Source organism: Neobacillus rhizophilus (assembly GCF_018343535.1).
Classification (GTDB): domain Bacteria; phylum Bacillota; class Bacilli; order Bacillales; family Cytobacillaceae; genus Neobacillus; species Neobacillus rhizophilus.
The window spans coordinates 387,650-413,853 of the sequence record NZ_JAGYPF010000004.1; the positions used below are offsets into that span (position 1 = coordinate 387,650).

The window sequence follows — 26,204 nt, forward strand, 5'->3', positions numbered from 1 at the left end:
GTTAGAAAATACTTTTTACTAAAAAGGGGAATCCTAACAAAAAGTTCGTGGAGTGAGAAGGATGTCGTTTTTTTCAAAATTGAAAGGGTTGCAGCAAACCCAAAAGGAAAATAAAAAGGTTTTTTTAGGGGCGGATTTTGATGTGCGAATGGAATGGTTTAAAGAAACCTTCCAACAAAGTATTGACGTCACCTTTCACGAATTAACAGCCAATCAAACGCGCTGCGGCATTGTGTTTTTGCAGTGTATGGTGGATCAGCAAACATTTGATGAACAAGTGTTAAAATATATTGTTTCACCCCATTTTGCTTCATCACCAAGTGAATTGATTCATAAAATTCTGGATTTACAGGCGATCAGCACAATGTGTACCACCATCCTTTCTGATATGGAGGAAGCAGCAGAATACATCTTAGATGGAAAAATTATTGTTTTTTTCGAGGGCGACAGTCGGATGATCGCTTTTCCTTTAACAAGCTTTGAAAAGCGAACCGGTAGTGAAACCACGAATGAAAATGTCATCAGGGGGCCAAGAGAGGCATTTTTGGAGGATATCCATACGAATGTCACCATGGTTCGCAGAAGAATAAAATCCCCTGCCTTAAAAATGGAACAACTTGTCATCGGAAAGTATACAAAAACAAAGGTCATTATTAGCTATATTGAGGGGCTTTGTCGAGATGATTTAATAGCAGAAGTGAAACAAAGAATAAACAGGATTAAAATCGATGGCGTTTTAGCGAGCAGCTATATTGAGGAGTGTATTGACGATCGGCCCCTATCACCGTTTCCGCAATCACAAAAAACAGAACGGCCGGATGTGGCGGCCGCAGCCTTGCTGGAAGGAAGGGTGGTTATATTTGTGGATGGTGACCCCATTCCGCTTATTGCACCTGTAAATTTTTACATGTTTCTCCAAGCTGCTGAAGATTATTATCAACGGTATTTTCTTACCAGTTTTATCCGCCTGCTCCGCTATGGCTGGTTAATCGTTTCGCTGACCTTTCCATCTTTTTATATAGCGATTACCACCTTTCATCCGGAAATGATTCCTACTAGTTTGTTATTAAGTGTTGCTGCATCACGGGAAAATGTCCCGTTTCCAAGTATTGTGGAAGCCTTATTGATGGAACTGGCTTTTGAAGGTTTACGGGAAGCAGGGATTCGTACTCCAAAAGCGGTGGGGCAGGCAATTGGGATCCTAGGTGCAATTATCATCGGCCAAGCAGCTGTGCAGGCAGGAATCGTTTCTGCCATTATGGTGATCATTGTTTCGATTACCGGGATTGCCTCCTTCGTCATACCGGGTTATGATTTAGGATTTTCCGTCCGCTTGCTTCGATTTCCACTTATGTTTTTAGCAGGCACATTTGGAATATTCGGTTTAATGATTGGTGTTATTTTAATTTATATTCATGTCGTAAGCTTACGTTCGTTTGGAATGCCTTATCTTTCACCAACAGCGCCGCTTAGAACTAGCGATTTAAAAGATATTTTCATCCGCGCTCCATGGTGGAAGATGCAGCGCCGTCCCTCCTTTTCTGGGTCAAATGATCGTAGTCGCTCCAACATTGAGAAATCCATAATAGGGGAGGATGAAGATTAATGAAAAAACTTAAATGGCTCATCGTGTTATGCCCTTGTTTTTTAACTGGCTGCTGGTCCCAATTTGAACTGAATGAACGCGCTTTTGTCTCCGGCATCTACGTTGATAAAGCCGCAAATGGCAAAATGGAGATAAGCCTATCTTTTTCCCTGCCAAATCGCCTTGTCCCTAGTGATCTCGGCGGTGCCGGTACAACAGGAAAACCATATTCGCTTCAAACTGCAACTGGAAAAACGTTTACGGAAGCCTATAAAAAAATACAGGCTACCCTGACCAGAAATATTAGCTGGGGGCATACGCGGATTATTATCATCAGCGAAGAAATGGCAAGGGAAGGTATAAGGGGTATTTTGGAATTTGTTCTCCGTGAACCAAATTTGAATATCAATCAAACTTTATTAATTGCACCAGGAAAAGCAAAAGATATCGAAGAATTGACTCCGATATTTGAACGATTTCCAACCTCCATTCCCATATCATTTGCGCAAAGAAAGGTGACGGTCAATGCAACACCAAAGGAATTCCTTGAAACAACTAGCGGTGATATGATTGTCGGCCTTTTATCAAAGAAAACGATAAAAATGCTTAGTGAAGGCGGGAAAGAGGGGCTTTTTGTCTCTCCTGGGGAGATGGCATTGTTTCATAATTATAAAATGGTAGGGAAAGTAGACACAGAAGTGGGCCGAGGAGCGTTCTGGCTTCGCAACCTGATAAAAGGTGCCGAAGTAACTATAAAAGCTCCGGCCGACCAACAGTTAATCAGTTTATTAGTCACGGACGCCCATACAAAGATCCGCCCTTCTAAAAAAGAACCGTTCACTTTTAATGTGGGTATAAAAGCGGAAGGGAATATTTCTGAATCTCAATCCAATATGACTTTAACAAATGAAAACCAAATAGCGCAACTTGAGCATGAAGCTGAAAAGCAAATCCGAAATAGGATTAAAGCCACTTTAAAGGCTTCTCAAGAGGTAAAAGCGGATGTTTTCCAATTCAGTGAATACTTATCCTGGCACAAACCAAAAATATGGAAAATGGTTAAAAAAGATTGGCCCGAATCTTATCATGAAAAAGTAAAAATGAATGTTCAGGTTGATTTGCATATTAAAAGACTAGGTGCTGAAAACAATTCATTCTGGGAAAAGGAAAAAAGTTTATGATTTTAATTATTATCGGATTTCTCATTATCTTTGGATATGAGTGGACGTATTTAAAAAGTAAAAAACGGAAAAAAAGAACCTATTGGATTGTATTTGGGATCATAGGGGCTTCCTTTATTTATTGCCTTTCTACTGTCTTATTTGAGCATATGCCCAGTCCAAGTGATATGATTCAGTTCCTTTTTGAACCGATTCAACAGAAAATTTTAGGTTAGGTGGACTCCTTTGAAGACAGAACAGATCACTCAAAATCAATTAATGCTTTTTTTCATTCTTTATTATTACTCCACATTGGTTGGATTTGCAGCGAGTCAACTGATTTACCTATCTCAATACGATTCAGTGCTCGTTATTTATATTAGCGGTATAGCAGGAGTTATTCTAGCCTATTTTGTCATAAAACTTGCGACCCGAAGACCAAATGAATTTTTCGTCCACTATGGTAGTGAGATTCTTCCCAAATGGATTCATATTCCAATTATGGTGTTTTTTTTCGTATCCTTCCTGCAAATTAGTGGAATCATTTTAAGAGAATATGAAGATTTCATCGTGCAGACCTATCTCCCAAGGACACCTAATTGGGCGGTTGGCTGCATGTTTGGAATGGTTGTAGCGGTCACAGCACGTTTAGGCTTTGAAAATTTATTCCGGATTGCCCAAGGCCTATTTTATCTTGTGATTCTAGGGAATATTGGAAATGCGATTTTTATTGGTAAGGAATTACAATGGGACCGCTGGATTGCTTTTGTTACGAACCATAGCGGACAAGGAATCTTTATCGGCAGCTTCCAGACAGTTCCAACTTTTGGAGAAGTCGTTATTTTACTCTTTATATTTCCATATTTAACTCAAAAGCATAAAACACTAAAGTCAATCATGTGGGCGACTTTTTTTTCTGCTCTATTTATTGGACAAAATATTATTTGGCTATTATTACTTTTTGGTCCGAATTTATCTAGTCATCTTACCTATCCGATGATAGAGATGATTCGCTACATTCGAATCGCTGATTTCATTCAAAACTTGGATCATTTATTAATTTCGATTTGGGCAACCATGGTTTTTCTAAAAGTGACCGTTTTTTTTACTATTTCTGTTCAAATTCTTGCCCATCTATTTCATTTAAAAGATCACCGCCCTCTGACGTTTTCGTTAGCAGCAGTTATGGTTGCATTATCGATAAACACAGCAAGCGGAACTGCAGAACTAACTAGTTTCCTTTACCAGGCATGGGCTGCTTTTTTATACTTTTTGGAGTTCATACCTTTCCTATATTTATTGGTGGACACAATAAAACAATCCAATAAGAAAAACAAAATAGGAAACAAATTGAAAACTTAAAAGGGTAAGGGAACCGAACCTTATTCGGACGAAGGTCTATAGTTCACTTCTTAAAGAATTTTCTCAGGTAAGTTGAAACGTCCTTAAATATGGGTTGATATAGTTTATAGGTTTTAACTGCCTCATCAACGGTTTCCATGAGCAATATGATATCTACTTGGTTAAGAAGATGTTCGATTTGGTTGTACTGGTTGTGAATATGTGGCGGATTATGGGTACTGTTTGCCCCAAACAACCAAGGGTCTCTTTGGGGGGCATGGGAAGATTCATGGTGGTCTGGTAATTCATCTGGTGGATTCGTATTTTCTTCTTCGCGGGCTCTTCGTTTCTTCCCGAACATTAGATTTGTAAAGGGATCGCCATCATCCTGTGGAGGCTTGTGTTCTTTCTCAAACTCCATAATGCTTTTATCATCCTTTCTACCGTTTTCTTCTACAATAAAATATGATTTGTTTTTAATCGTGGTGTGGACAAATATCTGGGCCTTTCTCTTATGGCTATATTACTAATCGAAAAAAAACATGATAACAATTGTTTGAATCTTCCGAGTTATCTATACTGATATTAGTATTAAATTCAAGGGGGAGACCAGATTGGCAACAAAAGTAGGAGACGTAATTAAGTTTGAACGGACATTCAAACAAGAAGATGTTGAAATGTTTACAAAAGTATCGATGGATGAAGGGAATCATCATATTACTCCAGATGAACAGGGGAGACTTGTAGTTCAAGGCTTGTTAACTGCTACATTACCGACAAAGGTTGGCGGAGATTACAATGTACTCGCTCGTACGATGAATTTTGAGTTTTTAAGACCTGTATTTACGGGGGATACCATTATTTGTGAAGTAACAATTGAGCAGTTTGATAAGCAAGATAATAATAGAACCGCCATTATAGCATCTTTCTTATGTACTAATCAGAATGAGAAACAAGTGTTGAAGGGAAACTTTGCGGGCGTGATATTATAAAATTCTTAGCCTAAACGGCTTTAGCTCTTTGGAATCGAGAGGTAAAGCCGCTTAGTTTATTTTTTAAAATTCCACTGTCTACTTGAGCGGGGCAGTTCACCGTTAGGGTGGCTTTTTTTATTGTTTTCGGGCGGAGTGATGATGTAATTGCGGATAATGTAATAAGCGTAGTACCTGATCGGCTTGATAGTTACCTTCTTTTCGGAATACTAACGAACAAGATGAAGAAAAATAAAATAGTCCGAACTTAAATGGAGGAAACATCATGAAAAAATTACTATCAGTTATCTTAACATTAGGATTATTAACTGGTTGTGGTAAAACAGCAACACAAGAGAAGAGCTCAAAGGAACCAAAGAAAGAAAAAGTAGAAGTAAAAGTTGATAAGATTGACAAGGCTAAAGAAGTAAAACCAGTTGAACCAGTAGAACAAAATAAACAGCCAACCAATAATAATCAAACACAGCAACCAAAGCAAGAGGAAAATAAGAAAGTTGAACAAACACCACAATTAACTCAAAAGCCTGAAAATCAACCTGTAGAACATCCAAAACCACAAGTAATACAAACACCACAAACAGAACAAAAACCGGAAGTAGAAGAGCCAAAACCACAAGTAATAGAACAAAAACCCGAACAACCAGCTCCAATTGAAAAGCCAGTTGAACCACAGCCAGTAGTTCCCCAAAAGACCCAACAACAACTATTTAAAGAATATGTAGATAGTGGACACTGGACATTAACAACGAACACAGACTATCTCAATAGTCATAAACTATACGTATACGGAGTAGAAAGCGCAGAAGAAAACTTCGTAGGGAACTACGTAAAGAGGTATATAGAACAAAACATTGCAGGAAAACCAGTAACAGTTACAACCTATCAAGTAGGAAACGGAATAAAAACCTATAAATTCTCTTGGTGATGCATGGGGACGGTTCTCATGCTCAATAAATTGGATACATAAGCACTAAAGCGCATGGAGGAACGACCTTGCTGTGTTGCTCAAATTACCATGATATGTTAGAGGTAGAATCTGTTGGAATTAAACTATTCCCCAATGGAAATCATAAGCGAAAATGCGGGAAAAGGAGATTAGTTATGACCACCGATAAAGATTTAAATCCAATGAATGTAATGAAGCCAATCAATTTTAGTTCATATTCAATTGATGAGACCCAGCCTTTAACGACGTTTGAAATGGGTAAACTTTGGGCTACCTATACGGGAAACAGTATGTCGATTCAAATCTTAAGTTATTTTCTTCAGCATTGCGAGGACGAAGAAATTAAGACGCTATTAGAAAATGGTTTGGCCTTATCAAAGGATTTCATACAAAGGATCGAAGGATTTTTTAATAAAGATAATTTCCCTATACCGAGTGGATTTACAAAAGATGATGTAAATCTTGGTGCCCCACGTTTATACGCCGATGAATTTTACGTTCACTATTTAAAATATGCTGCAAAGGCAGGTATGAGCCTTTATGCAGTAGCAGTTCCATTGGTTTTGAGGGAGGATATTAGAGAGTTCTTTATTTATTGTAATCAATGTGCAACTGTCTTGTTAGGGCAAATTAATAATGTTTTAATGGGAAAAAAACTTATTGCAAACCCTCCTATCATTCCGACACCAGATGGAATTGATAAAATTGATAAACAAAGTTACTTAAACGGTTATTTTGGAGAAGTCCGACCATTACAGGCATTAGAAATCATTCATCTTTGGGATAACATTGAGACTAACACAACAAGTATGGCGTTATTATTGGGATTTCATCAGATTGTTAAAGATGAAAAAATAAAAGCTTTATTCAAACGAGGTTTAACCATGACTGATAAAGCGGTAAAGCAGTATAAGGAAAAACTTCACATTGAACACATACAATCACCGGCGTTCTTAGACCATTTGGTTACACCCTCTACATATCCTCCTTTTTCCGATAAAATAATGCTGTTTCATAAAGTGGATATGTTCGCAATGAAGATAAGGTCATTTGGAAACTCACTGGCAGTAACAGCAAGAAGAGATATAGATATGTTGTATGCAAGAACTCTAATAAACATAGGCTTATTTGTTGACGATGGCATGAATATCTTAATTGATAAAGGTTGGTTGGAGTCACCGCCAAAAGCGTATGACAGGCTTAAGATACAATAGGAACAGCGTGAACAACATTCAATTTAAAGCTAATTGAAAAATACGGTGGTATTTTCCATTTTAGAAGGAGAGATTTCAGTATCCCTTGCTTTACTCGAGGTGGTAACTTGGTTGGTAATGTTGTCTTCGCCGTCATTCCAAAATGGTATGCCCTCACGGAATAATCTTCCTATATTTTGTAAGTTCCATCATGACCGTTACTTGAAAGAGAGCTTGATGGATTATTATAAAGAAAGGAGAGAAATGGATGGATTCAATATGGCTAGAATACGGTTGGGCATTGTTAATTCTAATCGGATTAGAAGGATTGTTATCTGCAGACAATGCGCTAGTGCTAGCAGTTATAGCTAAACATTTACCGGACGATCAGAAAAAAAAAGCTATAAATTACGGAATCATTTTAGCATTTGCTTTTCGGTTTGCTGCACTATTTGCGATTTCATTTATTGCAAACGTTTGGCAGATACAGGCAATAGGTGCAATTTATCTTCTGTACTTAGGATTAAAGCACATCATTCAAGCACGATTCGGCAAAGAAAATGAGAATATCCACAAGGATGATGAAAAGGAATCCGCAGGCAAAGGTTTTGGGCCAACCGTAGGGAAGATTGCAATAGCTGACCTCGCTTTTGCAATAGATTCGATTCTAGCTGCGGTTGCTCTTGCTCTGGGTCTTCCAGATTCACCTTTAGACAAATTCGGAGGTATGGACGGAGGACAGTTCTTAGTTGTTCTTATTGGTGGTGTTGCTGGCCTCATCTTGATTAAATTTGCAGCAACTTGGTTTGTGAAACTTCTTGAGAAACGTCCAGCCTTGGAAACCACAGCATATGTAATTGTTGCCTGGGTTGGTGTCAAACTGGCTGTAATCACCCTGGCACATGAAGATATTGGTATCTTAAATCATGAATTTCCACACAGTACAGCTTGGACGCTGATTTTTTATGGAGTATTAGTCGCTATTGCTCTAATTGGTTGGTTTACTCCTGGAAATAGATCATTACAGGCGAATGCTAAAGGAAGTAAATGAAAGAAGGCTATAGTTAAGAGAAAGGGATTGCTGGCAATCCCTTTCTTTATTGTGCGTTGTAGTTCTTTGTTTCATTGTAAAGTGCTACTATTGCTAATGGTGTGTCAATTATGGCCACAGGGATTAATTGGTTACACTTCATCAGAACTGTTCCTCCAGCTTATTATCTTTATTAATTTCTTCCATAATCTGCTGAATGTAATAGGAGGGAACGGCTGCACCAATGATTTCTTTGGTGGTGATTTCTGGGTTTTGCAATGTGGCAAAGATAACTCCGATGACTTGCCCATCTTGATTAATCACCGGACTGCCGCTATTTCCCTTGTAAATCGGCGCCTCAATCATCATAACCGGAATATCCAATCCGTTCACGAGGACCGGACTTATGAAGGTTCCTTCATTGGCAATCTGCGTATAAGCTAAAGGATTGCCGATAAAAATAATTTTCTCACCCGCCCAAGTCTCCCACTCTTTTTCCACAGCAATCGACAGGACGGGCAGTTTTTTTGCCTTCTCAATGTCAACAATGGCAAGGTCCCATTCCGGCCGTTTGGCAATGACCTTACCTGCAAAGGAATCCCCGTTGCTAAAATGCACATTCACTCGATTCGATTTTTCAACAACATGTTCATTAGTGATAATTAACCCATCTGGAGCGATATTAAAGCCAGTTCCTTTCGCACCGTCCCATTCCAGAGTGACGACGGCTTTTTTGTATTCTTTCACTTCCGGTTTCTTCGAAAGCTGATTAGACACCTTGACAAAATGAATGGCAGGCAGATTAAAGACATCAAACCACATCCCTAATCCGCTGATTAACATGGCAAACACAAGCAATGAACTGACGATTTTAGCAGCCATTTTTTTTCGCTTTTTCCTCTTTGCTTTATCCTTTTCCCATTCTTTTGCTTCTTCTTCTGTAAAAAGAGCTTCCCAATCCGGCTGTTCTTCATGAAAATCCTGATTTTCCTTGTCCATGTGGATCCTCCATAAGTGGTTTGGTATATTCCTATTATAGCGGTTTGCGTATGGAAAATGGCGTTAAGAATGGTTTCACGATACAATAGATTGGAATGTAAAGAACGAGGAGAATGAACATGAATGGTAAAGTAATCGAAGAATTGAAAGTGGAATTAAACCATGTAAAGGAACAAAATCAGGAGTTATTCCAAACAATAGTTGAACCTGGGTTACATAGCAAGGTTCAGGAATTTTTAGATAGCTTTGAGGATTATTTTCGTGAAAGGGGCTTTGTGATTCGAAAAAAGAACGATAAGGTTAGAGTTTCTTTCGATGATCTTCATCTAAAAGCTTTTTCAGACGGCGGTCGGGATATTTTTATCATGAGAGGAAAAGAGCAAATTGCCTCTGTAACCGTGACGTTAATTGGCGAAGGAAAGCCAGGTAGTATTGGCCAAATGCCAGATTCGTTGGACCAGCTGGAAAAGGAATTGGAAAAAGAAAAATCATTATCCTATGCTTTGAAAAATCCCGTGTTTTATTACACCGGAAGAGAGTTTGGCATTAAATACGAAACTCCATTATCCGTTCTTAATAGCATTTTTGGGATATAATCAGCTGAAAACTTAGAATTATAGACCGAGTTAGAGATTAATGTAAAAGGACAACAGTCGTAATGAAACGGTTGTCCTTTCATTTGGGAATACTAAACTGAATTCTGTTTCTTCACTTGCAAGCAGTGAGAATTTAATAAATGGGGAGCAGTTTTAACTGTATAAACAGATATTGTTAAAAATATTATTTTTCCAGGTTTTCCTTTACAATGGCCGGTTACTTATTAATGAGAAATCACTCTTTTAAAAAGAACCCTAAATTTCTCTCTATCTTCCGATGTAAATGGTTTTGGTCCCTTTGTACGTTTTCCGCTTTTTCGAGCCATTGCACTTAAATAACGTGCTTGAAGTAATTGGTCAATATTTTCATTTGTATAGCTATACCCAGTATGGTGAAGGACCGTACACTCTTTTGCTAAACCTAATGAAGCAAGACCATAATCTTGCGTAATAATTATATCTCCTTTTTCTGCTAACTTCATAATCCGATAATCCGCAGCATCTGCTCCAGAATCAACATAAATTGTTTCCACTCCTGCTGGTTTTTCCGCATTAGAAAAATGTGAAAAGCTAGTAACAAGGATCACAGGAATATCAGCTTTCGTACCTTCAGAGATAATAATATCTTTTACAGGACAAGCATCTGCATCAACATAAATTTTCATATTATCCTCCAGAGTTTTGTTCCACTTGTATCATAATTTTGGTCACATAATGTTCCTTATGATTCATTACAACTGTATCATAAATATACTCTTCAAAAACATAATCTCCTAAGGCTAAATTTAAACGCTCCATTTCTGAAAAAAGCCGCTTATAGGTTTTATGTATTGTTTTCTCATCCCCAATATGATATCCAATAAGAAAATCACCTTTCACAGCCTGAAAATAGGGATATCCAACCTTTGGATGGGGCTGCTCAATATATAAATAGCTATAATTAGAGAATTCTCCCTTCATTACGTGCTCCCGTTTTGTTATACCACCTATTGGATATCCTGAATCAAGTTGAGATATGTTCAATTCATTAATAAAATCTGAAATAACCTCTACAAATTCTTCATCAGATATATTCTCAATGTTTCTACTTAGATAAAGTGTTGCCTCTGGTAATTGTTTAAGCGTAATTTGTTGAAAATCAAGGTGCGACGCTTCTTCCATTAATGCTATTTTTGCATCGATCATTTTTTCCTTCATTTCAATCTCCTGACGCTTTTTCACAATCTCTTGTTTTTGTTGATACATTAGCGATAAAAAACTTTCAGGCGATTTATTATTCATGTATTGTTGAATATCATTTAGCGACATACCAAGATCCTTTAATAAATCAATTACAAAAAATAGCTCTATTTGGTGAATGGAGTAATAGCGATAACCTTTTTCATTTTTCCATAGGGGAGACAAAAGTCCAATTTGATCATAATAAAAGAGTGTCTGTTTGTTTACTTTACAAAGCTTCGCAAATTCCCCAGTACTTAAATACTTGCCATTTTTTTTATCCATTTTTTACAACACCGCCCTTGACTATATAGTAACTATATACACTAGGATGGGAAATGTAAACAAATGATAAACAAAATGAAGTGGTTTGCAGTAGGTAGTTTTGTTAAGGAGAATGTAAAAAATGAAAAATAATAAGGTCACCTTAGGATTATTATTAATGAATTTATTCATAGCCTTTTTGGGAATTGGTCTTGTCATACCAGTCTTACCGACATTGATGAATGAATTAGACATTACTGGAACAACAGTTGGTTATTTAACAGCGGCGTTTGCCATTGCTCAATTGATTGTTTCGCCATTTGCAGGGAAAGCGGCAGACATTTGGGGTCGGAAAATGATGATTGTAATTGGCTTATTTATTTTTGGCATTTCGGAATTTTTATTTGGAATCGGCAAAGATATTCAAATGCTAATTATTTCTCGTCTTTTAGGTGGAATTAGTGCTGCGTTTATTATGCCAGCTGTTACAGCTTTTATTGCTGATATTACAAATTTGGATACTCGTCCGAAGGCATTAGGTTATATGTCAGCTGCCATTAGTACAGGATTTATTATTGGGCCAGGAATTGGTGGATTTTTAGCGGAGTTTGGAACACGTATACCATTTTTCTTTGCAGGAGCACTGGGAACTATTGCAGCTATACTTTCTATCCTTTTATTATCTGAACCAAATCGTAATGAAGATAATAATAAACAAGTCACAAATGGTAAGGTTGGGTTCCAACGTATTATTGACCCAAAATATTTCCTTGCGTTTATGTTAATTTTTATTGCCTCATTTGGATTAGCAGCTTTTGAATCGTTCTTTAGTCTATTTGTGGACCACAAATTTCAATTTAAACCATCCGATATTGCAATAGTAATCACGGGTGGTGCAATCCTTGGTGCAGTTTCCCAAGTTATATTATTTGATAGGCTGACACGAATTTGGGGTGAAATTAAACTGATTCAATATAGCCTCATTTTATCAGCGATACTTGTCTTTTTAATGACGGTTGTTCATTCATATTTCTCTATTTTACTTGTTACATTTATAGTTTTTGTTGGATTCGATTTATTCCGTCCGGCAGTTACTTCATACCTTTCAAATATCGCTGGGAACGAACAAGGTTTTGTTGGCGGAATGAACTCTATGTTTACAAGTTTAGCGAACATAAGTGGACCCATTCTTGGGGGGATCTTATTTGATATAGATATCAACTACCCATACTACTTTGCGACTATGATCTTATCCCTGGGAATAGTTCTTACGTTATTTTGGAAGAAGCAAGCGGATGATACTTCAAGAAAAGTGAAGGCTAGTGTAGCCAATTAAAGGGGTGTGGACAAATATTTGAGCTATTCGGCTGTGCCTATATAGAAGTGAGATATATCATGAAAGACAAAGGTCAAAGATTATATTTTTCCTCAATTGAACGTTTTGATGATTGCCATTCTTTTGGAATAAAGTAAAAAAGCAGCTCTGTTAACAGAGTTGCTTTGATTATGGTTTGTATTCAACATATTGTAGGCTATCCACGATTTTTACCGCATTCTTAATGGGACCTTTATAAAAAAAATTATAAACAAATCCATCACCTGTATCCCAAGCAATGTTAGTATATGCATCAAGCCTCGTGCCAATAACGCTGATATACCCTTCATGAATGTCTTTGTTTTTTAGCCAGTTGACTTTTTTCATAGCTTTGAACAAGTCAACTGCCTGCTGATACGGCTCATCTCCGTTATCACCATCAAAATGCATAGACCACGGTCCACGCTTTGCGTAAATGACCGACCTAATCCACGGCTGTATCCATAATTTAGCGCCGTCCTTCTTTTTGTAAAAGACTAAACCACTCAGTCGGTCGCTAGGTATCATAGTTCCAACATTTCCGGATAGTTCGCCGACTCGCTTTGATTCAGGTGGATGATATATTGCGGGATCATTTGCTCGATAAGGTTTATCCGTGGATACAAAATAAATCATGTACCCATTTTCATAAGCATTCACAATAACAGACGTATGTTTTTTTGCCTTTTGTCCCTTCCAATAGGCGGGCAATAAAACTGGAACATTAGTATGTTCTGCGAGCCCACTTACGATTGGTCGTAAAAAGGGTACCACTTTTGACGGTTTCTCCAATGCGGTAAGAAACATAATACAAATAAGAGATAGTAGCGTAAGCTTCTTCAATAAAAACCCTCTTTGTACACATTTTTTATTATTATTCGCATTATGAAAAAGATTTATTTATAGTAATATTTGCAGCTTATTTCATTGCCAGTCGTGTTGGAAGTATTTTCTTAATGATAAGTGATTGATCGCCTATTTTCCCGAGGAACGGGGCAACCCTTTTAACCTTGTAACATTTTTATTTTTCCATAAAGAAGGCTTTCCGCTCAGAGGTAATCCAATTGTCCAAATCGTCTTGGCTGCGTCGGACAAGCCGGTTTACTAGTACATCATGCCACACATAATCCTCTAATAAGTAAATATGGACAGGGTCATCTGTATAAAAAGCAACACTACGCGCTTCAATTGATGGCCCATAAATCATCTCTTTAGAATCTATGGATAAAATAAACCAACGCTCTGTAGAAGAGGTTTCAGTAAAAGTTGTGATGCGATGGGTTTCTAGATTTTTAATAGGATTTTCAACATGTAATGTAATACCATGTAGCTTGACTTGATCAGCCGCGGCCGCAGCAAGTTCCTTTTTCAATACCTCATACATATCGTCCCACATCGAAATAACAATACGACTTTTTGCTTTTTTAATTAATGACTGACAATAGCTTATGATTGTTTTATAGTCCTTTAATGTAACGACTCGATTGTCCATTTTTTCTGCAGAAGTTTCTAAACTTCTTAATGAATCACTTATTTCTGTATAAGTCAATTGCCACTCTGATTGAGCCTTCTGCAAAAAAATTTCAACGGGCAAAGGGGAATAACGAGTGGTATCATTAATTTCTTCCTTTAAGACAATCCCTTTTTCAACAAGATTACTTAACACTTCATAAATTCGTGCTCTTGGAACACCTGACTCTTTACTGACTTGGTAGGCTGTAACAGGGCCTTGTTTTACAAGAGATAAATAAGATTTAGCTTCGTATTCGTTAAAACCTAATTTTTTAAGCCGTTGCACGATGTCGTCCACTTTTTCCGTCCTCCAATTTTCATTCCTATATTTCAAATTTACAATACCTATTTACAATAAGCAATTGATTAGTTACTATTTTAGTAGTGACTATAAGGAAGGTTGAATGAAATGCATCTTGACTTAGACCCAACGTTATTAATGATTTTGATTCTTTTCGGATTTTTAGCTTCATTTATTGATTCGGTTGTAGGGGGCGGTGGACTGATTGCACTACCTGCATTATTATTTACAGGTCTGAATCCGGCAGGGGCAGTAGCGACCAATAAACTAGCATCGACTATAGGTTCTTTAACGAGTACTTTTATGTTTTATCGGTCAGGTAAACTTGATATAAAGTCAGTTTATAAATTATTTCCGCTCACTTTTATCGGTTCGATGCTTGGTGCGTGGACGGTTCATTTAATAAACCCTGAACTGCTCAAGCCATTGATGCTGGTTATGCTCGCAGCAGTTGCTATTTATACGATTTTTAAGAAAGATTGGGGCAGCATTTCAACCCCCAAAAAATTGTCCGTACTGCATTTCATTATTTTTACGATTGCCATTTTTGCAATTGGTTTCTATGATGGATTTCTTGGTCCAGGAACAGGCTCATTTTTAATTTTTTCTTTTTTATTGGTTGGATTTGATTTTTTAAAAGCAGCGGGGAACGCAAAGTTTTTAAACTTTGGCAGTAATATTGCCGCATTGTTCATGTTCATGTTTCTAGGACAAGTAAATTACACTTATGGATTAATCATGGGAGTGGCACAGCTTGCTGGTGCCATTTGCGGCTCAAAATTTGCGATCAAAAGAGGAAGCAGCTATGTTCGTGCGTTGTTTATTGTCGTTACCTGCTTATTGCTGGCGAAAAATATTTATGATTATATTCAGTAACTTCAAAAATACTGTCTTCCTTAAAGGGGGACAGTTTTTTATTTTGCTTTCTATAAGTTTTTGGAAAAGGGATATACTTTTTATCGGAATTAAAAGCATTTCTTAATTTCCAAATACATTTGATGCTTTTTTCAGGACAAAAAAACAAAATATGAACAGATAGTACAAAATTTACCATAAATTTATGTTGTCTTAATATTAAATTAACTGAAGCCTGTTAACATTATTACGAAACTATGATTAGAAATTAGCTCTAAAAACTATGTTAGGAGAGGTAGTCTTGAAAAAATATAGAAAGTATCTCGGGATTTTGACAATAGCCACAATTTTATCTGGCACAGTTAATTTCCCTTTTAGTAGTTTAGCTGCTGAAACGAATGGTGAGATGGAACGTATTACCGAAAAAGTAGATCCTACAAAGCCAGTTGCTGATGAACTCATATTGGCAGTTATCGGTGATTATGGCGGTTGTGGAGTTGGCAATTGTGAAGGTGAACAACAGGTGGCCGATATGGTTCATTCGTGGAATCCAGATTACATATTAACTGTTGGGGATAATACTTATCAACGTGGACTGCCAGAAGAAGTAGAAAAAGCACAAGAAGCATATATAGAAGATATCAAAGCAGGCAAATTTTTCCCTATCATGGGCAACCACGATTATGGAAACGGCTGTACCATGGAAAGTGTTCAACCAAGTATTGATAAATTTGGGGTCCCGGTTTCATATGTAGCTGGATTTGGCATCGGCTTGGTTGATTTCGTAAACCCAGATGCAAACTGTAATAAATCAACCGGCGAGCAAATGCCTCCAATTTATGATGCATATAAGAACACGGTTGACAATAGTCAAGCAGAATGGGTCATTGTAGGGGAGCATCAACCGGTTTATTCATCTGGAAAAGCAGGAAATAATTTTGATCGTTCATGGGTTATGACGCCAGGTGTCGACTTGATATTAGCGGGACATGATCATCATGCAGAACATATTGAAACGAAAGATGGCTATAACATCGTGATTTCAGGAAATGGCGGGAATGGTACCACTCCTATATTTTCCCCGGTAGATGGAAGTTTGTTTCGTGATGATAAGAATTTAGGTGCTGTTCGTCTTACGGTGAGGAAAGAGGAATTAAAAGTAGAATATCTTACACTTTCTGGTAAGGATCAGTACGAATTTACATTGAAAAAGGATAAAGCAACCGGTAAGGCATATATTGCTGATCGTATGGAATGGGTCGATCCTAACCCAAATCCAGGTGTAAAACCGGTTCCGAATAAATACAGTGTGTCAATGGATTTTGATGATACAACTGCTCCAGATGGTTTATCCTATCAGAATTATCAAGATGGACCAGTTAGTGAAGTCACGATAGATGGCAGAAAGGCCCTTCAGCTTGAAAAAAATCCTATGGGCGGCGGCAATCACGCCTACTTATTTGTAGATGACAAATCTATCCTGGGAGGACCTTATCATGCGAAAGTAACCATTGAATATCGTTCACCAAAATCAGGTTCTTTTAGTCTTCAATACGAGTCGGCCGACTCAGGATCAGCTTATCAAAAATCGCAATCTATTAATATTACGAGTGATGAAATAAACCAATGGAAAACTGCGACACTAGAAATACCAGATATAAAATTTACGAATCGCCAAAATAATGGTGCAGATATGCGTCTTTTAGCAGCTAATAACCTGCCGCTGCTTATTGGATCAATGAAGCTTGAAATCGTTCCTGACGAGCCAGCAAAGTTTGTTTCTATGGATTTTGACAGTGAGCCAAATGGATTAACTTGGATTCCGTACGAAAGTGGTCCAGCTCACGAAATTATTATTGATGGCAGAACGGTATTACAAGTCGATAAAAATATGTTTAATCAAGGAAATAACCTTTATCTGTCAGTCGACGATCGATATATTTATGGAGGACCATATAATAGTCGTGCCACAATTGAATATCGTTCACCTGTCGCTGGTACTTTTACACTTCAATATGAATCAGCTGAAACAGGAGCTGCCTATCAACCTGCGCAAAAAGTTACCATTAAGGAAGAAGATATTAATAAATGGCAAACTGTAACCATTGATATGCCACAAGCAAAGTTTACCAATCGTCAAAATGGTAATGCAGACTTTAGAATTGTTGGTGCTAAAAATTTACCGTTTATCATTGGTTCTATGAAAATAGAGATTGTTGACGGAAAAAGTGAATCTAATAAACTTGCAATGGAAGCAGTAGTCAAAGCACAGGAGTTAGCAGGAGCCGTATTGGATAAGCAAGAAAAGATTGATGCCGTTGTCAACGCAGTCAATCATGCGAGAGCTTTAATTGAAGAGCTAGAAGATGGTGAAAATAAATTTGAGTTACAAGTTCGTTTAACTATAGTTTCCGCTAAAGTAAATCAAGCACAAGAAGTCTTAAATCTAAAGCTAGCAAAAGAAGCAGTGGGGCAAGCTGAACAATCACCTTCTGAAGAAAGTATTGAAAAGGCGCAACAAGCAGTTGATCAATTAGCAGACGGTACAGACAAAAATACATTACTTGAACGACTATTAATCGTCAAAACAATCGTACAAGCAGAGCAAGTAATTAATACATTGTTAGATTCTAGGCTCGAAAGTGCAGCAGAAGTTGATAACGATCTTGTTACACTTGAAACTGCAAATAAATTAGTCGAAGAAATCCCTAATAATCAACGGGGTATTTTAACTGAAAATCTTCAAAAAGCAGAAGACAAGATTGTAGATGAAATGAAATCCATTCTTGGTCAAAAGAACAACGGAAAGCCAGAGCGTTTAAAAGAAACATGGTTAAATTTACTTATAACAAATACAATACATCAGCTGGATGGACAAGCAAAAACTGATGTTAACAAAATCCACCAATCCATAATGAAGATTGTAAAGGAACAAGCAACGGGTAGTGAAGTTAGAGAAACGATTGAAAAGCTAATTTCGAAAGATTAGTATTGTGTTTAATGAAAACTATCTTTAATAACTAGTAAAAAAGTGTATGGAGTACTGACTTCATGCACTTTTTTAATTTTATGGTTTTATTAAAGATTAATGTTGACTTTATTGTTAACTCAAATTTTTGCATAAAGAAGCGCTTCAGGAATAGTTTTTAATAGTAGGTATAAAAATGCTTTTTAATGAATTTAATAGCGTTAGAAAAGATTGAAGATATAGAAACTTATAGCATCTTTGACAGGGGAGAAGGTGGATGGTCAAATGTTTTTAATGAAAAGGAATTCTTGGTGTGTCGTTCTGGGCATAATTTGGACACTTATTTTTGCAGGAATGAGCTTTTATTGGGCAATGGGTGGCTTAATGGGGGTTAGATCTTTAGGTGGTTCCATTTACGAGATGTCCTTAAACCCTTCGCCCTCATTTATGGCCATCGTTTGGCTTACTGGTTTCATTAAATTATTCGGTGTCATCTTCCTTTTAATGCTGATTATTCGTTGGAAAAAACAAATCATGAACAGAATGCTTTATTACACGGCAAAAATTGGAGGGGCATTTTTGTTCTTGTACGGGTTTCTAAATTTCATCACAATTCTATTAAATGCATTTCATATTCTGGAATTTAACCTGGGCCCATATGCTACCTTTTGGAGACTAATCTTTTGGGAACCATACTGGATGGTTGGTGGGGTTTTTTATTTTTTTTCCGTCAAAAGAATTTAAATAAATATAATCATCAATACGAAAGGGTGCAAGATTATTGTTGTCGAGTTTAATCATATGAACTATTTCTTTTTATTCATCGAAATTCTCATCTTGTCGTTTTGTTCGTAAGTAATAAATATAAATTAGTGGCACAAGACCACAAAAAAATAATATTCCAGCCATAATTACCCCATTAAATTCCGAGAACAGCAGAAAAACCATATTTCACTTATTCTTGAAGTACATAGCTTCGAAGTGGCAAATGAAACTTCATTGATTTAGTTAACCGTGAAATTCACTTTTGCACGCACTGGAGTGAAAGAAGAATTAAATTTAATCTCGAGAATTTAAAGGAAATTATAAGAGTTTTATTGAAAAAAATGAGGAAATCCGTTTTAAAGGAGGGATATTTGAATGGCAAAATTGATTTATCATATTGCAATTACACTTGATAATTTTATTGCAGATTTGAATGGAGTAGCTGACGATTCTATATTTTTAAACGAGGGTGATCATGTTACAGATTTCATAACCGATATTCAGGAATATGATGCAGTATTAATGGGTGGAAAAACGTATGAGTACGGCTTTCAATTTGGTCTTAAGCCGGGTGAGCCTAGCCCTTATAAGTTGAAGCATTATATTTTCTCAAGCACCATGCAGTTTGAATCAAACGATGAAGTGAAATTAATTAAAAATAACGCGATAAGCTTTATTCAGGATCTCAAAATGAAGGAAGATGGAAAGTTGTGGCTCTGTGGGGGAGGTAAACTGGCGGGTTCATTAATACAGCATAAACTTATTGACCAATTAGTCTTAAAGGTTAACCCTGTAATGATTGGCACGGGGATACCTCTATTTGGCAATGTTCAACCTCGTTTTAATTTGGAATTAGTTAGCATGAAACAATATTCGAACGGAGTCCTAAAACCAACATATAATATTATTTATTCTTAGCAATAAAAGTTAAAAATCAAGTGTTGATTGATCCCTTACTTATTATAATTTACGAGGAGTATGAAGATGGAATTACAGACAGAAAGACTAAAAATTGTTCCTTGCACAGATGAATTATTATCAACGATTTCACCAGAAGATTACAAAATAGGCCCTCATATAAAGATGTTTTTGGAAAAACTTAAAGAGGATTCTACTCAATTTGGTTGGGGTGTTTGGCTAGTTATCAATAAAGAAAACAATACGATTATTGGGGATATTGGATTTAAAGGTAAACCCAATTCAGAAAATACGGTTGAAGTAGGATATGGAATCATACCTTCAGCACAAAACAAAGGTTATGCAACTGAGGCTGTAAATGAAATTATTAATTGGGCGTTTACAAATGATCATGTAGATAAAGTAGTTGCTGAGTGCCTACATGATAATATTCCATCCATTAAAGTGTTAGAAAAGTTGAAAATGAATAAAATTGGAACTGTGAATGATATGTTAAAATGGGAATTAAAAAAGGTGAGATGAAATCATTGAATTACGCTATAATTAAATTTTAAAGGGGGTGCGTACAGATGGAGAATCACGTTAGATTGTCTGGTACTTCTTTCACTCATGCAAAGCCAATTATTGGAAAGGCGATACTTTGCATGGGGCGAAACATTTAATTTTATCGCTGAAAAAGCTTTTCTAATATTTTGGCTTTGCACCTTATTTTATTCAAAATCAAATAAGGGGCGAGCAATATTGAAGTATATGAATGCAAGCAAAGTTCTACCAGAAAAGCTAATTGTCGAAATCCAAAAGTATATTCAAGGGGAAACCCTTTATATTCCTAAACAGGAAACGGAGTACCGGAAATGGGGAACTTCAAGTGGAGGAAGAGGGTTGCTGGACCGCCGAAATACCGACATTAGAAATTCTTTTATTAGTGGCAGCAGCATTCAGCAACTGGCTGACGAGTATTATCTTTCACCTGAAACGATTAAGAAAATTGTCTATTCACATAAAAAGTAGGGGAACAGCACTGGTGAAAATCCTTCATCAGTGCTGTTTTTATGTAAAAAACATTTCTAAGTCATTTTATCCATTTTTGAAGTTTCAAATATTTTTTAAAATAAGTGTAAAGAGCTTTAGCAAAATGAATGGAGATAGAAGAGATGACTGAAAAATTTATTAAAAATGAACAATTAAATTATATAAAAAAACAGATTGCTGTAATTAGGGACAGTACCAAAAAAAACGTACCCCAAAACGTTTTGGCAGCTGTGATTGACTTAGGCAATGCCAAAATTTCCGACCTATTTCCAAATGCCACTTTGGAACAACAAGAAATGTTGGATCTTTCGAGACTGAAAACAGATAAAGAGTATGAGCAATATATCCAGCATCTTTCGGACTATTTGCTGCCTTTTCCAAAAATCACCGAACAGCAATTGAAAAAAATGTTTCCGAAACAAAAAAAATTAAAGATGCCTGATTTATCAAATATAGACCACAGCCAACTGACCTATTTAAGCTGGAACGACCTAAGATCCAATAAGAAATTTATAGTATATGAGCTGGAGGGGAAAAAGGTCGGCATTGAATGCGAATTTGCACCGACTAGTAAAAAAAATCTTTGTTCCTTCTGCAATTGCTTTGGTGAGGTTGCCTATTTTTCTACTGTAACAAAAGCGAAAAAATCAAAGAACCCAGATTATTACAAGTCCATTGGAAATCTTATTTGTGCCGATAGCAGAGAATGCAATAAAAATATAACCGATGTTGAATATTTAACAACTTTTCTAAAAGACTCACAAGGAATATGAATACAGCCCATTTTGCCTCTGCTCCAATAAATTAAAGTTTTGAAAAATTCCCTCTAAAAATTTGAGGGAATTTTTCAGGACTTTAAATGATATTTTTTATACCAATCTACAAATTGGCCTAATCCTAATTCTAATGGTGTAGCAGGATAGAAGCCTACATCATTTTGCAAACTTGTAATATCTGCATAGGTCTCTTTAACATCTCCTGGCTGCATAGGTAATAATTCTACAATTGCTTTTTTGCCAATTAGCTTTTCTAATATCTGAATAAATACCATTAATTTTACAGGATTATTGTTGCCAATGTTATAAATCCTATAGGGTGCATAGCTTGAGCTCGGGTCAGGGTTATTTCTATCCCAATTATTATTGGATTTGGGTGGATGATCTAGTAATTTAATAATCCCTTTCACGATATCATCAATAAAAGTGAAGTCTCTGCTCATATCACCATTATTAAATACTTTTAAAGTTTTCCCATCTATAATATCTTTGGTAAAAGAATAATAGGCCATATCGGGTCTTCCCCAAGGCCCATACACTGTAAAGAAACGAAGGCCTGTGGTTGGAATATTAAATAAATGGCTATACGTATGAGCCATTAACTCATTTGATTTTTTTGTAGCAGCATATAGACTTACGGGGTGATCGACAGAGTCTTTTGTAGAGAATGGAATGTTTGAATTTGCTCCATAAACAGAACTTGAAGATGCATAAATTAAATGTTCTACCTGATAGTGCCTGCAAGCCTCTAAAATATTTGTAAACCCCAATAAGTTTGAATGAACGTAAGAATGAGGATTGGTAAGACTATAACGGACTCCAGCTTGAGCTGCCAAATTGATTACAATATTGATCGTATTACTTTTAAATATTTGTATTAGCGATTCTTGATTTGCCAAATCTATTTTATAAAATTTGAAATTAGCGTTTTTTTTCAGTATATTTAACCGATCATTCTTTAACCGAACATCGTAATATTCATTAAGATTATCTACACCGATAACATGATAATTTTCATCTAACAAACGTTTAGAAAGATGAAACCCAATAAATCCAGCCGCTCCTGTCACTAAAATATTCATTGTTTTCTATTGCTCCTTTCTTACGATCTTTCAAAAAATCAAGGTGCCATTTGTAATGCACCTTGATTTTTTTAGACGTTTAACTACATCGATTGAATTATTTAAATGATTAGTCGGTTTTTTAATGCTTCTTTTGTCGGTTACCTTTTGTGTGATTTATCATATACTCTTAATCCTTTTTACCCTTTGGTTTCACTCATCTTAAATTATATATACCCCTCATATTTTTTGATTTTATCTTTTTTGTCGTTATTCTCTTTGTTTTTATCTTTTTTGTCGTTGTTCTCTTTGTTCTTATCTTTTTTGTCGTTATTCTCTTTGTTTTTATCTTTTTTGTTGTTATTCTCTTTGTTTTTATCTTTTTTGTCGTTGTTCTCTTTGTTCTTATCTTTTTTGTCGTTATTCTCTTTGTTTTTATCTTTTTTGTTGTTATTCTCTTTGTTTTTATCTTTTTTGTTGTTATTCTCTTTGTTTTTATCTTTTTTGTCTTTATCTTTTTGGTTTTTATCTTTTTTGTCTTTATCTTTTTGGTTTTTATCTTTTTTGTCTTTATCTTTTTGGTTTTTATCTTTTTTGTCTTTATCTTTTTGGTTTTTATCCTTTTTGTCTTTTTTCTTTTTGACTTTATCCTTTTTGTCCTTTTCTTTGTACTGCTTTTTCTTCTTCTTTTTCTCTTTTTCATCATTTGAATCATATAAGGATAAATTGCTTGTTTGTTTACTACCAAGTACCTCTCCATATTCGCTATTTAGAGGAATTAAATTTGGGGGATTTTCAACTTCTGGGGCTACATATCCATCTGGCAGCGGTGCAGAAAGAGGCGTTTCCAGCGTAAGCCTCCAAACTTCCATAATTTCATCTGCTACTCGAGAAAAGTTATAATTACTTATAGCGAGTTCTCTTCCTCTTTTTCCCATACTTTGCATTAATGATTTATTTGATAATATTTCAGAAATCTTTTCTGCAAAATTTGCCGGGTCTTCTGGATTTTCGACTACAAAGCCATTTTCCCCTAAATTAATTACCTCTGGGTTTCCTCCTCTTGCCGTTGTCACAATAGGAAGGCCGGCAGCCATGGCTTCGTAATGAACTCGTGCAAGTGGTTCTTGCCAAAGGGACGTACAAACAAATAAATCGGCGGCCGCAAACCAATTTTGAATTTCAGCTGGTGATACGAAGCCTGTTGTCACAACAGGAACGTCTTGTTGTTTCGCTAAAGAGCGAACATAGGCTACATAATCGGTTACTTTGTTCTGACTAAACCAATTGCTTCCTACTATAACTAAAGCTAAGTTTTTGAATTTTTTTGTAAGCAGCGGTAATGCCCGGATTAAACGATCTACTCCTTTGTTTTCGGAAAGTCTCCCGGCAAATAGGATAACGTTCTTATTTTCTAAGCCATGTTCTTTGCGAAGTCGATTTCGAATAGATTCTATTTTGGAATGATTACCAGGTAAAAACCTCTCAGAATCAACGCCTGAATAAATAGTTCGGAGCTTTGATGATGCCTGGGGATAGAGGTTTCGGATGACATTCCCCACATAGTTACTGACTGTAACGATCATTGAGACTTCATTTATTGCTGCATTTGCTTCATTTGGTTCAATTTTTTCAAGATTAAACATATCATTGTGCATGCTAAGGATAATTTTGGATTGAGGTGCCATTTTTCGAATCGGCATAACCAGACGAGGACGATTAAAAATATGAATAATGTCGAAAGAATTGGAGGCTAAAAATTGAACGATTCCTTGCTGATAGAGTGCTAATAATTTTCCTGGTACCCGGACATATTTAATTCCATCTTTGATTTCTTCATTAGGAAGCGATGGGTCCGTTATACCTAAAACAGTAATATTATAAGACCTTGCTAGGTATGGCAGACTTCCAGAAATATAGGTTTGAATGGCCCCTCCCAGGACAGGAGGTACTGGAAGTTTTTCAGTAGCGATCATTAAAATATTCATGATTTCTTATTGCTCCAATCGTTTTGAATTTCTTTTAATGCCGGCCACTTAGATTGGTCAGTATCGACAATGGTTCTAATTAGTTGAGAAGTTGTTTCATTTAAAAATATTTCTGGTTCATATAGTACTTCTTTGACATTTTTATAAAATTCATTAGGAAGTGACATATCAATCATTAAGATGTCATATAGTTCTGGACTAATTGGATGTGCTTCGTGATAAGCTTGAATCATTTCACGCATCCACGTTACATCCCATCTATATAAATCTGCCATGGTACCTGTAATCAATTTCCTTAAGTCACGTATTGGAAGATCATATGCCACTCCGTCCAGGTCAATAATCCACATACCGTTCGGTCCCATTTGCCCATTTGACCAGCCGTAATCCTGATGTACTAACCCCCAACTAGTATTTCCAAGTTTTGTTAGTTCTGGGTATTGTGACTGATTAAGTGCTTCCACACTTCTCTTTCCTTGTTCTTCAAATAGATCCACAACATTTAATAGGTCCTGACTTGCAGGCATTGAACTATATGCTTTGGCTGTTGTTCGGAACCAATCCATTTTCGTTACGATTTTTTTATAGCTTTTTGGCCATTTATACAACCTCGAAGCAATTTCAGCCCCAGCAGGAGGTAAATACCCCTGAGTTAATCGATGAAATTCACCAAGTGCATAGCAAAGTTGTTTTGCGCCTTCTAAATCCTTTGTTACAGGAGTTAGTGGTTCAATCCACTCCGCAACAAACCACAACTTTCCTCCAGCCTGTACGTAATCCTCACCGGATTTAGTGGTGATAATCGCTGGTACCCTTGCATTTTTTTCATCCACCAAATATCTTTGTGCACCAAGACTGAACATACTTCTTGTTGGTCTTCGATGGAGAAGCTTAAAGCTTTTTGGCCCTGAATTGGTCTCCAGCTTCCAGATAGCTCCACCCTTGTCAGGCTTTGTTGTGACCACTTGCATGCTATTGACTTTTAAATTGTATTGTTTCAGTACTTCCAATCCTATATCATTGATATAATCTGGAACATAAAATTCTCCATGAGTTAGTTCGTCCACTTCCCATGGTACAATTACTTGATTCTCCACTGTAGCACCGCTCCTTTTGGAGTAACTTATACTTTTACAGATTATTAACGAAAAGCTATTTGAAAAATAACAAACTTTGTTTTGACCAATTCCAGTTACTTATCATTAATATGCTTTTTGTACAAAAATGTACAAGTTAAAAGCGGATTTGAGTGTACTTCATTCAAAAAATAAATTATTTTATTAGAACGGTAATTCGCCATTTTAACAATGAGTTTGTCCCGCTATATCGGATTAGTAAAGTTGGTCAAAT

At 36.4% G+C, this 26,204-nt stretch carries 26 protein-coding genes; 17 read left to right on the forward strand and 9 right to left on the reverse strand.

The window, feature by feature from the left end; all coding sequences use genetic code 11:
* Positions 1 to 61 precede the first annotated feature (61 nt).
* From KHA99_RS20165 to KHA99_RS20180, 4 genes are read left to right on the forward strand one after another with little or no spacing between them, the layout of a single operon-like run.
* Positions 62 to 1,606 carry a spore germination protein gene (locus KHA99_RS20165; protein ID WP_213119275.1) on the forward strand — a complete coding sequence of 515 codons (1,545 nt, stop codon included), beginning with the start codon at positions 62 to 64 and terminating at the stop codon, positions 1,604 to 1,606.
* Positions 1,606 to 2,766, forward strand: coding sequence for a Ger(x)C family spore germination protein (locus tag KHA99_RS20170; RefSeq protein ID WP_213119276.1), 1,161 nt, complete (start codon positions 1,606 to 1,608; stop codon positions 2,764 to 2,766). The genes KHA99_RS20165 and KHA99_RS20170 overlap by 1 nt, the downstream gene beginning before the upstream one ends.
* Positions 2,763 to 2,981: a hypothetical protein gene (locus tag KHA99_RS20175; protein ID WP_213119277.1), complete on the forward strand. Its 219-nt coding sequence runs from the start codon at positions 2,763 to 2,765 to the stop codon at positions 2,979 to 2,981. Before KHA99_RS20170 ends, KHA99_RS20175 begins: the two co-directional genes overlap by 4 nt.
* A gap of 10 nt (positions 2,982 to 2,991) precedes the next feature.
* Positions 2,992 to 4,107, forward strand: a complete 1,116-nt coding sequence (locus KHA99_RS20180; protein WP_213119278.1) for a GerAB/ArcD/ProY family transporter — start codon at positions 2,992 to 2,994, stop codon at positions 4,105 to 4,107.
* A gap of 43 nt (positions 4,108 to 4,150) precedes the next feature.
* Here KHA99_RS20180 and KHA99_RS20185 read toward each other — a convergent pair whose 3' ends face one another.
* Positions 4,151 to 4,507 (reverse strand): hypothetical protein, encoded by a 357-nt coding sequence (locus tag KHA99_RS20185; protein ID WP_213119279.1) that lies wholly within the window; start codon positions 4,505 to 4,507, stop codon positions 4,151 to 4,153.
* A gap of 193 nt (positions 4,508 to 4,700) precedes the next feature.
* Between KHA99_RS20185 and KHA99_RS20190 the strand changes: the two genes are divergently transcribed.
* The 4 genes from KHA99_RS20190 (at position 4,701) to KHA99_RS20205 (ending at position 8,268) form a co-directional block, all read left to right on the forward strand.
* Positions 4,701 to 5,078, forward strand: a complete 378-nt coding sequence (locus tag KHA99_RS20190; RefSeq protein WP_213119280.1) for a hotdog family protein — start codon at positions 4,701 to 4,703, stop codon at positions 5,076 to 5,078.
* A 265-nt stretch (positions 5,079 to 5,343) separates the two neighbouring features.
* Positions 5,344 to 6,003 carry a hypothetical protein gene (locus KHA99_RS20195; protein WP_213119281.1) on the forward strand — a complete coding sequence of 220 codons (660 nt, stop codon included), beginning with the start codon at positions 5,344 to 5,346 and terminating at the stop codon, positions 6,001 to 6,003.
* Between the two features lie 176 nt (positions 6,004 to 6,179).
* Positions 6,180 to 7,238: a DUF3231 family protein gene (locus tag KHA99_RS20200; protein ID WP_249366788.1), complete on the forward strand. Its 1,059-nt coding sequence runs from the start codon at positions 6,180 to 6,182 to the stop codon at positions 7,236 to 7,238.
* Positions 7,239 to 7,485: 247 nt separating this feature from the next.
* Positions 7,486 to 8,268, forward strand: a complete 783-nt coding sequence (locus tag KHA99_RS20205) for a TerC family protein (RefSeq protein ID WP_213119282.1) — start codon at positions 7,486 to 7,488, stop codon at positions 8,266 to 8,268.
* A 141-nt stretch (positions 8,269 to 8,409) separates the two neighbouring features.
* On the opposite strand, the gene KHA99_RS20210 is transcribed toward KHA99_RS20205, so the two are convergent.
* Positions 8,410 to 9,246 carry a S1C family serine protease gene (locus tag KHA99_RS20210; protein ID WP_213119283.1) on the reverse strand — a complete coding sequence of 279 codons (837 nt, stop codon included), beginning with the start codon at positions 9,244 to 9,246 and terminating at the stop codon, positions 8,410 to 8,412.
* Positions 9,247 to 9,365: 119 nt separating this feature from the next.
* On the opposite strand from KHA99_RS20210, the gene KHA99_RS20215 reads away from it, so the two are divergent.
* Positions 9,366 to 9,842, forward strand: a complete 477-nt coding sequence (locus tag KHA99_RS20215; protein WP_213119284.1) for a hypothetical protein — start codon at positions 9,366 to 9,368, stop codon at positions 9,840 to 9,842.
* A gap of 224 nt (positions 9,843 to 10,066) precedes the next feature.
* On the opposite strand, the gene KHA99_RS20220 is transcribed toward KHA99_RS20215, so the two are convergent.
* Together KHA99_RS20220 and KHA99_RS20225 are read right to left on the reverse strand one after the other, a co-directional pair.
* Positions 10,067 to 10,507, reverse strand: coding sequence for a YaiI/YqxD family protein (locus tag KHA99_RS20220; protein ID WP_213119285.1), 441 nt, complete (start codon positions 10,505 to 10,507; stop codon positions 10,067 to 10,069).
* Position 10,508: 1 nt separating this feature from the next.
* Entirely contained in the window at positions 10,509 to 11,345 is an 837-nt protein-coding gene (locus KHA99_RS20225) for a MerR family transcriptional regulator (RefSeq protein ID WP_213119286.1), read from the reverse strand.
* A gap of 121 nt (positions 11,346 to 11,466) precedes the next feature.
* Between KHA99_RS20225 and norA the strand changes: the two genes are divergently transcribed.
* Entirely contained in the window at positions 11,467 to 12,660 is a 1,194-nt protein-coding gene (norA, locus tag KHA99_RS20230; protein ID WP_213119287.1) for a multidrug efflux MFS transporter NorA, read from the forward strand.
* A 168-nt stretch (positions 12,661 to 12,828) separates the two neighbouring features.
* Here the strand turns inward: norA and KHA99_RS20235 are convergent, their stop codons facing one another.
* Both KHA99_RS20235 and KHA99_RS20240 read right to left on the reverse strand, forming a co-directional pair.
* Positions 12,829 to 13,521 carry a hypothetical protein gene (locus KHA99_RS20235; protein ID WP_213119288.1) on the reverse strand — a complete coding sequence of 231 codons (693 nt, stop codon included), beginning with the start codon at positions 13,519 to 13,521 and terminating at the stop codon, positions 12,829 to 12,831.
* Between the two features lie 178 nt (positions 13,522 to 13,699).
* Positions 13,700 to 14,488, reverse strand: a complete 789-nt coding sequence (locus KHA99_RS20240; RefSeq protein ID WP_213119289.1) for a TrmB family transcriptional regulator — start codon at positions 14,486 to 14,488, stop codon at positions 13,700 to 13,702.
* A 111-nt stretch (positions 14,489 to 14,599) separates the two neighbouring features.
* On the opposite strand from KHA99_RS20240, the gene KHA99_RS20245 reads away from it, so the two are divergent.
* The 7 genes from KHA99_RS20245 (at position 14,600) to KHA99_RS20275 (ending at position 21,802) form a co-directional block, all read left to right on the forward strand.
* Positions 14,600 to 15,367 (forward strand): TSUP family transporter, encoded by a 768-nt coding sequence (locus tag KHA99_RS20245; RefSeq protein WP_213119291.1) that lies wholly within the window; start codon positions 14,600 to 14,602, stop codon positions 15,365 to 15,367.
* 280 nt (positions 15,368 to 15,647) lie between these two features.
* Positions 15,648 to 18,335: a metallophosphoesterase gene (locus tag KHA99_RS20250; protein WP_213119292.1), complete on the forward strand. Its 2,688-nt coding sequence runs from the start codon at positions 15,648 to 15,650 to the stop codon at positions 18,333 to 18,335.
* Positions 18,336 to 18,599: 264 nt separating this feature from the next.
* Complete coding sequence (locus KHA99_RS20255; protein WP_249366790.1) at positions 18,600 to 19,058, forward strand: DUF3995 domain-containing protein; 459 nt, start codon at positions 18,600 to 18,602, stop codon at positions 19,056 to 19,058.
* Positions 19,059 to 19,454: 396 nt separating this feature from the next.
* Positions 19,455 to 19,997, forward strand: a complete 543-nt coding sequence (locus KHA99_RS20260; RefSeq protein ID WP_213119293.1) for a dihydrofolate reductase family protein — start codon at positions 19,455 to 19,457, stop codon at positions 19,995 to 19,997.
* 66 nt (positions 19,998 to 20,063) lie between these two features.
* Positions 20,064 to 20,519: a GNAT family N-acetyltransferase gene (locus KHA99_RS20265; RefSeq protein ID WP_213119294.1), complete on the forward strand. Its 456-nt coding sequence runs from the start codon at positions 20,064 to 20,066 to the stop codon at positions 20,517 to 20,519.
* 219 nt (positions 20,520 to 20,738) lie between these two features.
* Positions 20,739 to 21,008, forward strand: coding sequence for a CD3324 family protein (locus KHA99_RS20270; protein WP_213119295.1), 270 nt, complete (start codon positions 20,739 to 20,741; stop codon positions 21,006 to 21,008).
* A 143-nt stretch (positions 21,009 to 21,151) separates the two neighbouring features.
* Positions 21,152 to 21,802, forward strand: a complete 651-nt coding sequence (locus KHA99_RS20275) for a FusB/FusC family EF-G-binding protein (protein WP_213119296.1) — start codon at positions 21,152 to 21,154, stop codon at positions 21,800 to 21,802.
* Between the two features lie 74 nt (positions 21,803 to 21,876).
* Here KHA99_RS20275 and KHA99_RS20280 read toward each other — a convergent pair whose 3' ends face one another.
* From KHA99_RS20280 to KHA99_RS20290, 3 genes are all read right to left on the reverse strand, one after another.
* Complete coding sequence (locus KHA99_RS20280; protein WP_213119297.1) at positions 21,877 to 22,887, reverse strand: NAD-dependent epimerase; 1,011 nt, start codon at positions 22,885 to 22,887, stop codon at positions 21,877 to 21,879.
* A gap of 206 nt (positions 22,888 to 23,093) precedes the next feature.
* Entirely contained in the window at positions 23,094 to 24,854 is a 1,761-nt protein-coding gene (locus KHA99_RS20285; RefSeq protein ID WP_213119299.1) for a glycosyltransferase family 4 protein, read from the reverse strand.
* Entirely contained in the window at positions 24,851 to 25,951 is a 1,101-nt protein-coding gene (locus KHA99_RS20290) for a CotS family spore coat protein (RefSeq protein ID WP_213119300.1), read from the reverse strand. Before KHA99_RS20290 ends, KHA99_RS20285 begins: the two co-directional genes overlap by 4 nt.
* Positions 25,952 to 26,204: the final 253 nt, after the last annotated feature.

Excerpts from the sequence above, each read along its gene's own strand:
- KHA99_RS20165 (WP_213119275.1), top strand. The coding sequence starts at position 62 with ATGTCGTTTTTTTCAAAATTGAAAGGGTTGCAGCAAACCCAAAAGGAA.
- KHA99_RS20170 (WP_213119276.1), top strand. The coding sequence starts at position 1,606 with ATGAAAAAACTTAAATGGCTCATCGTGTTATGCCCTTGTTTTTTAACT.
- KHA99_RS20175 (WP_213119277.1), top strand. The coding sequence starts at position 2,763 with ATGATTTTAATTATTATCGGATTTCTCATTATCTTTGGATATGAGTGG.
- KHA99_RS20185 (WP_213119279.1), bottom strand. The coding sequence starts at position 4,507 with ATGGAGTTTGAGAAAGAACACAAGCCTCCACAGGATGATGGCGATCCC.
- KHA99_RS20195 (WP_213119281.1), top strand. The coding sequence starts at position 5,344 with ATGAAAAAATTACTATCAGTTATCTTAACATTAGGATTATTAACTGGT.
- KHA99_RS20200 (WP_249366788.1), top strand. The coding sequence starts at position 6,180 with ATGACCACCGATAAAGATTTAAATCCAATGAATGTAATGAAGCCAATC.
- KHA99_RS20205 (WP_213119282.1), top strand. The coding sequence starts at position 7,486 with ATGGATTCAATATGGCTAGAATACGGTTGGGCATTGTTAATTCTAATC.
- KHA99_RS20210 (WP_213119283.1), bottom strand. The coding sequence starts at position 9,246 with ATGGACAAGGAAAATCAGGATTTTCATGAAGAACAGCCGGATTGGGAA.
- KHA99_RS20215 (WP_213119284.1), top strand. The coding sequence starts at position 9,366 with ATGAATGGTAAAGTAATCGAAGAATTGAAAGTGGAATTAAACCATGTA.
- KHA99_RS20220 (WP_213119285.1), bottom strand. The coding sequence starts at position 10,507 with ATGAAAATTTATGTTGATGCAGATGCTTGTCCTGTAAAAGATATTATT.
- KHA99_RS20225 (WP_213119286.1), bottom strand. The coding sequence starts at position 11,345 with ATGGATAAAAAAAATGGCAAGTATTTAAGTACTGGGGAATTTGCGAAG.
- norA (WP_213119287.1), top strand. The coding sequence starts at position 11,467 with ATGAAAAATAATAAGGTCACCTTAGGATTATTATTAATGAATTTATTC.
- KHA99_RS20245 (WP_213119291.1), top strand. The coding sequence starts at position 14,600 with ATGCATCTTGACTTAGACCCAACGTTATTAATGATTTTGATTCTTTTC.
- KHA99_RS20255 (WP_249366790.1), top strand. The coding sequence starts at position 18,600 with ATGTTTTTAATGAAAAGGAATTCTTGGTGTGTCGTTCTGGGCATAATT.
- KHA99_RS20260 (WP_213119293.1), top strand. The coding sequence starts at position 19,455 with ATGGCAAAATTGATTTATCATATTGCAATTACACTTGATAATTTTATT.
- KHA99_RS20265 (WP_213119294.1), top strand. The coding sequence starts at position 20,064 with ATGGAATTACAGACAGAAAGACTAAAAATTGTTCCTTGCACAGATGAA.
- KHA99_RS20275 (WP_213119296.1), top strand. The coding sequence starts at position 21,152 with ATGACTGAAAAATTTATTAAAAATGAACAATTAAATTATATAAAAAAA.
- KHA99_RS20280 (WP_213119297.1), bottom strand. The coding sequence starts at position 22,887 with ATGAATATTTTAGTGACAGGAGCGGCTGGATTTATTGGGTTTCATCTT.
- KHA99_RS20285 (WP_213119299.1), bottom strand. The coding sequence starts at position 24,854 with ATGAATATTTTAATGATCGCTACTGAAAAACTTCCAGTACCTCCTGTC.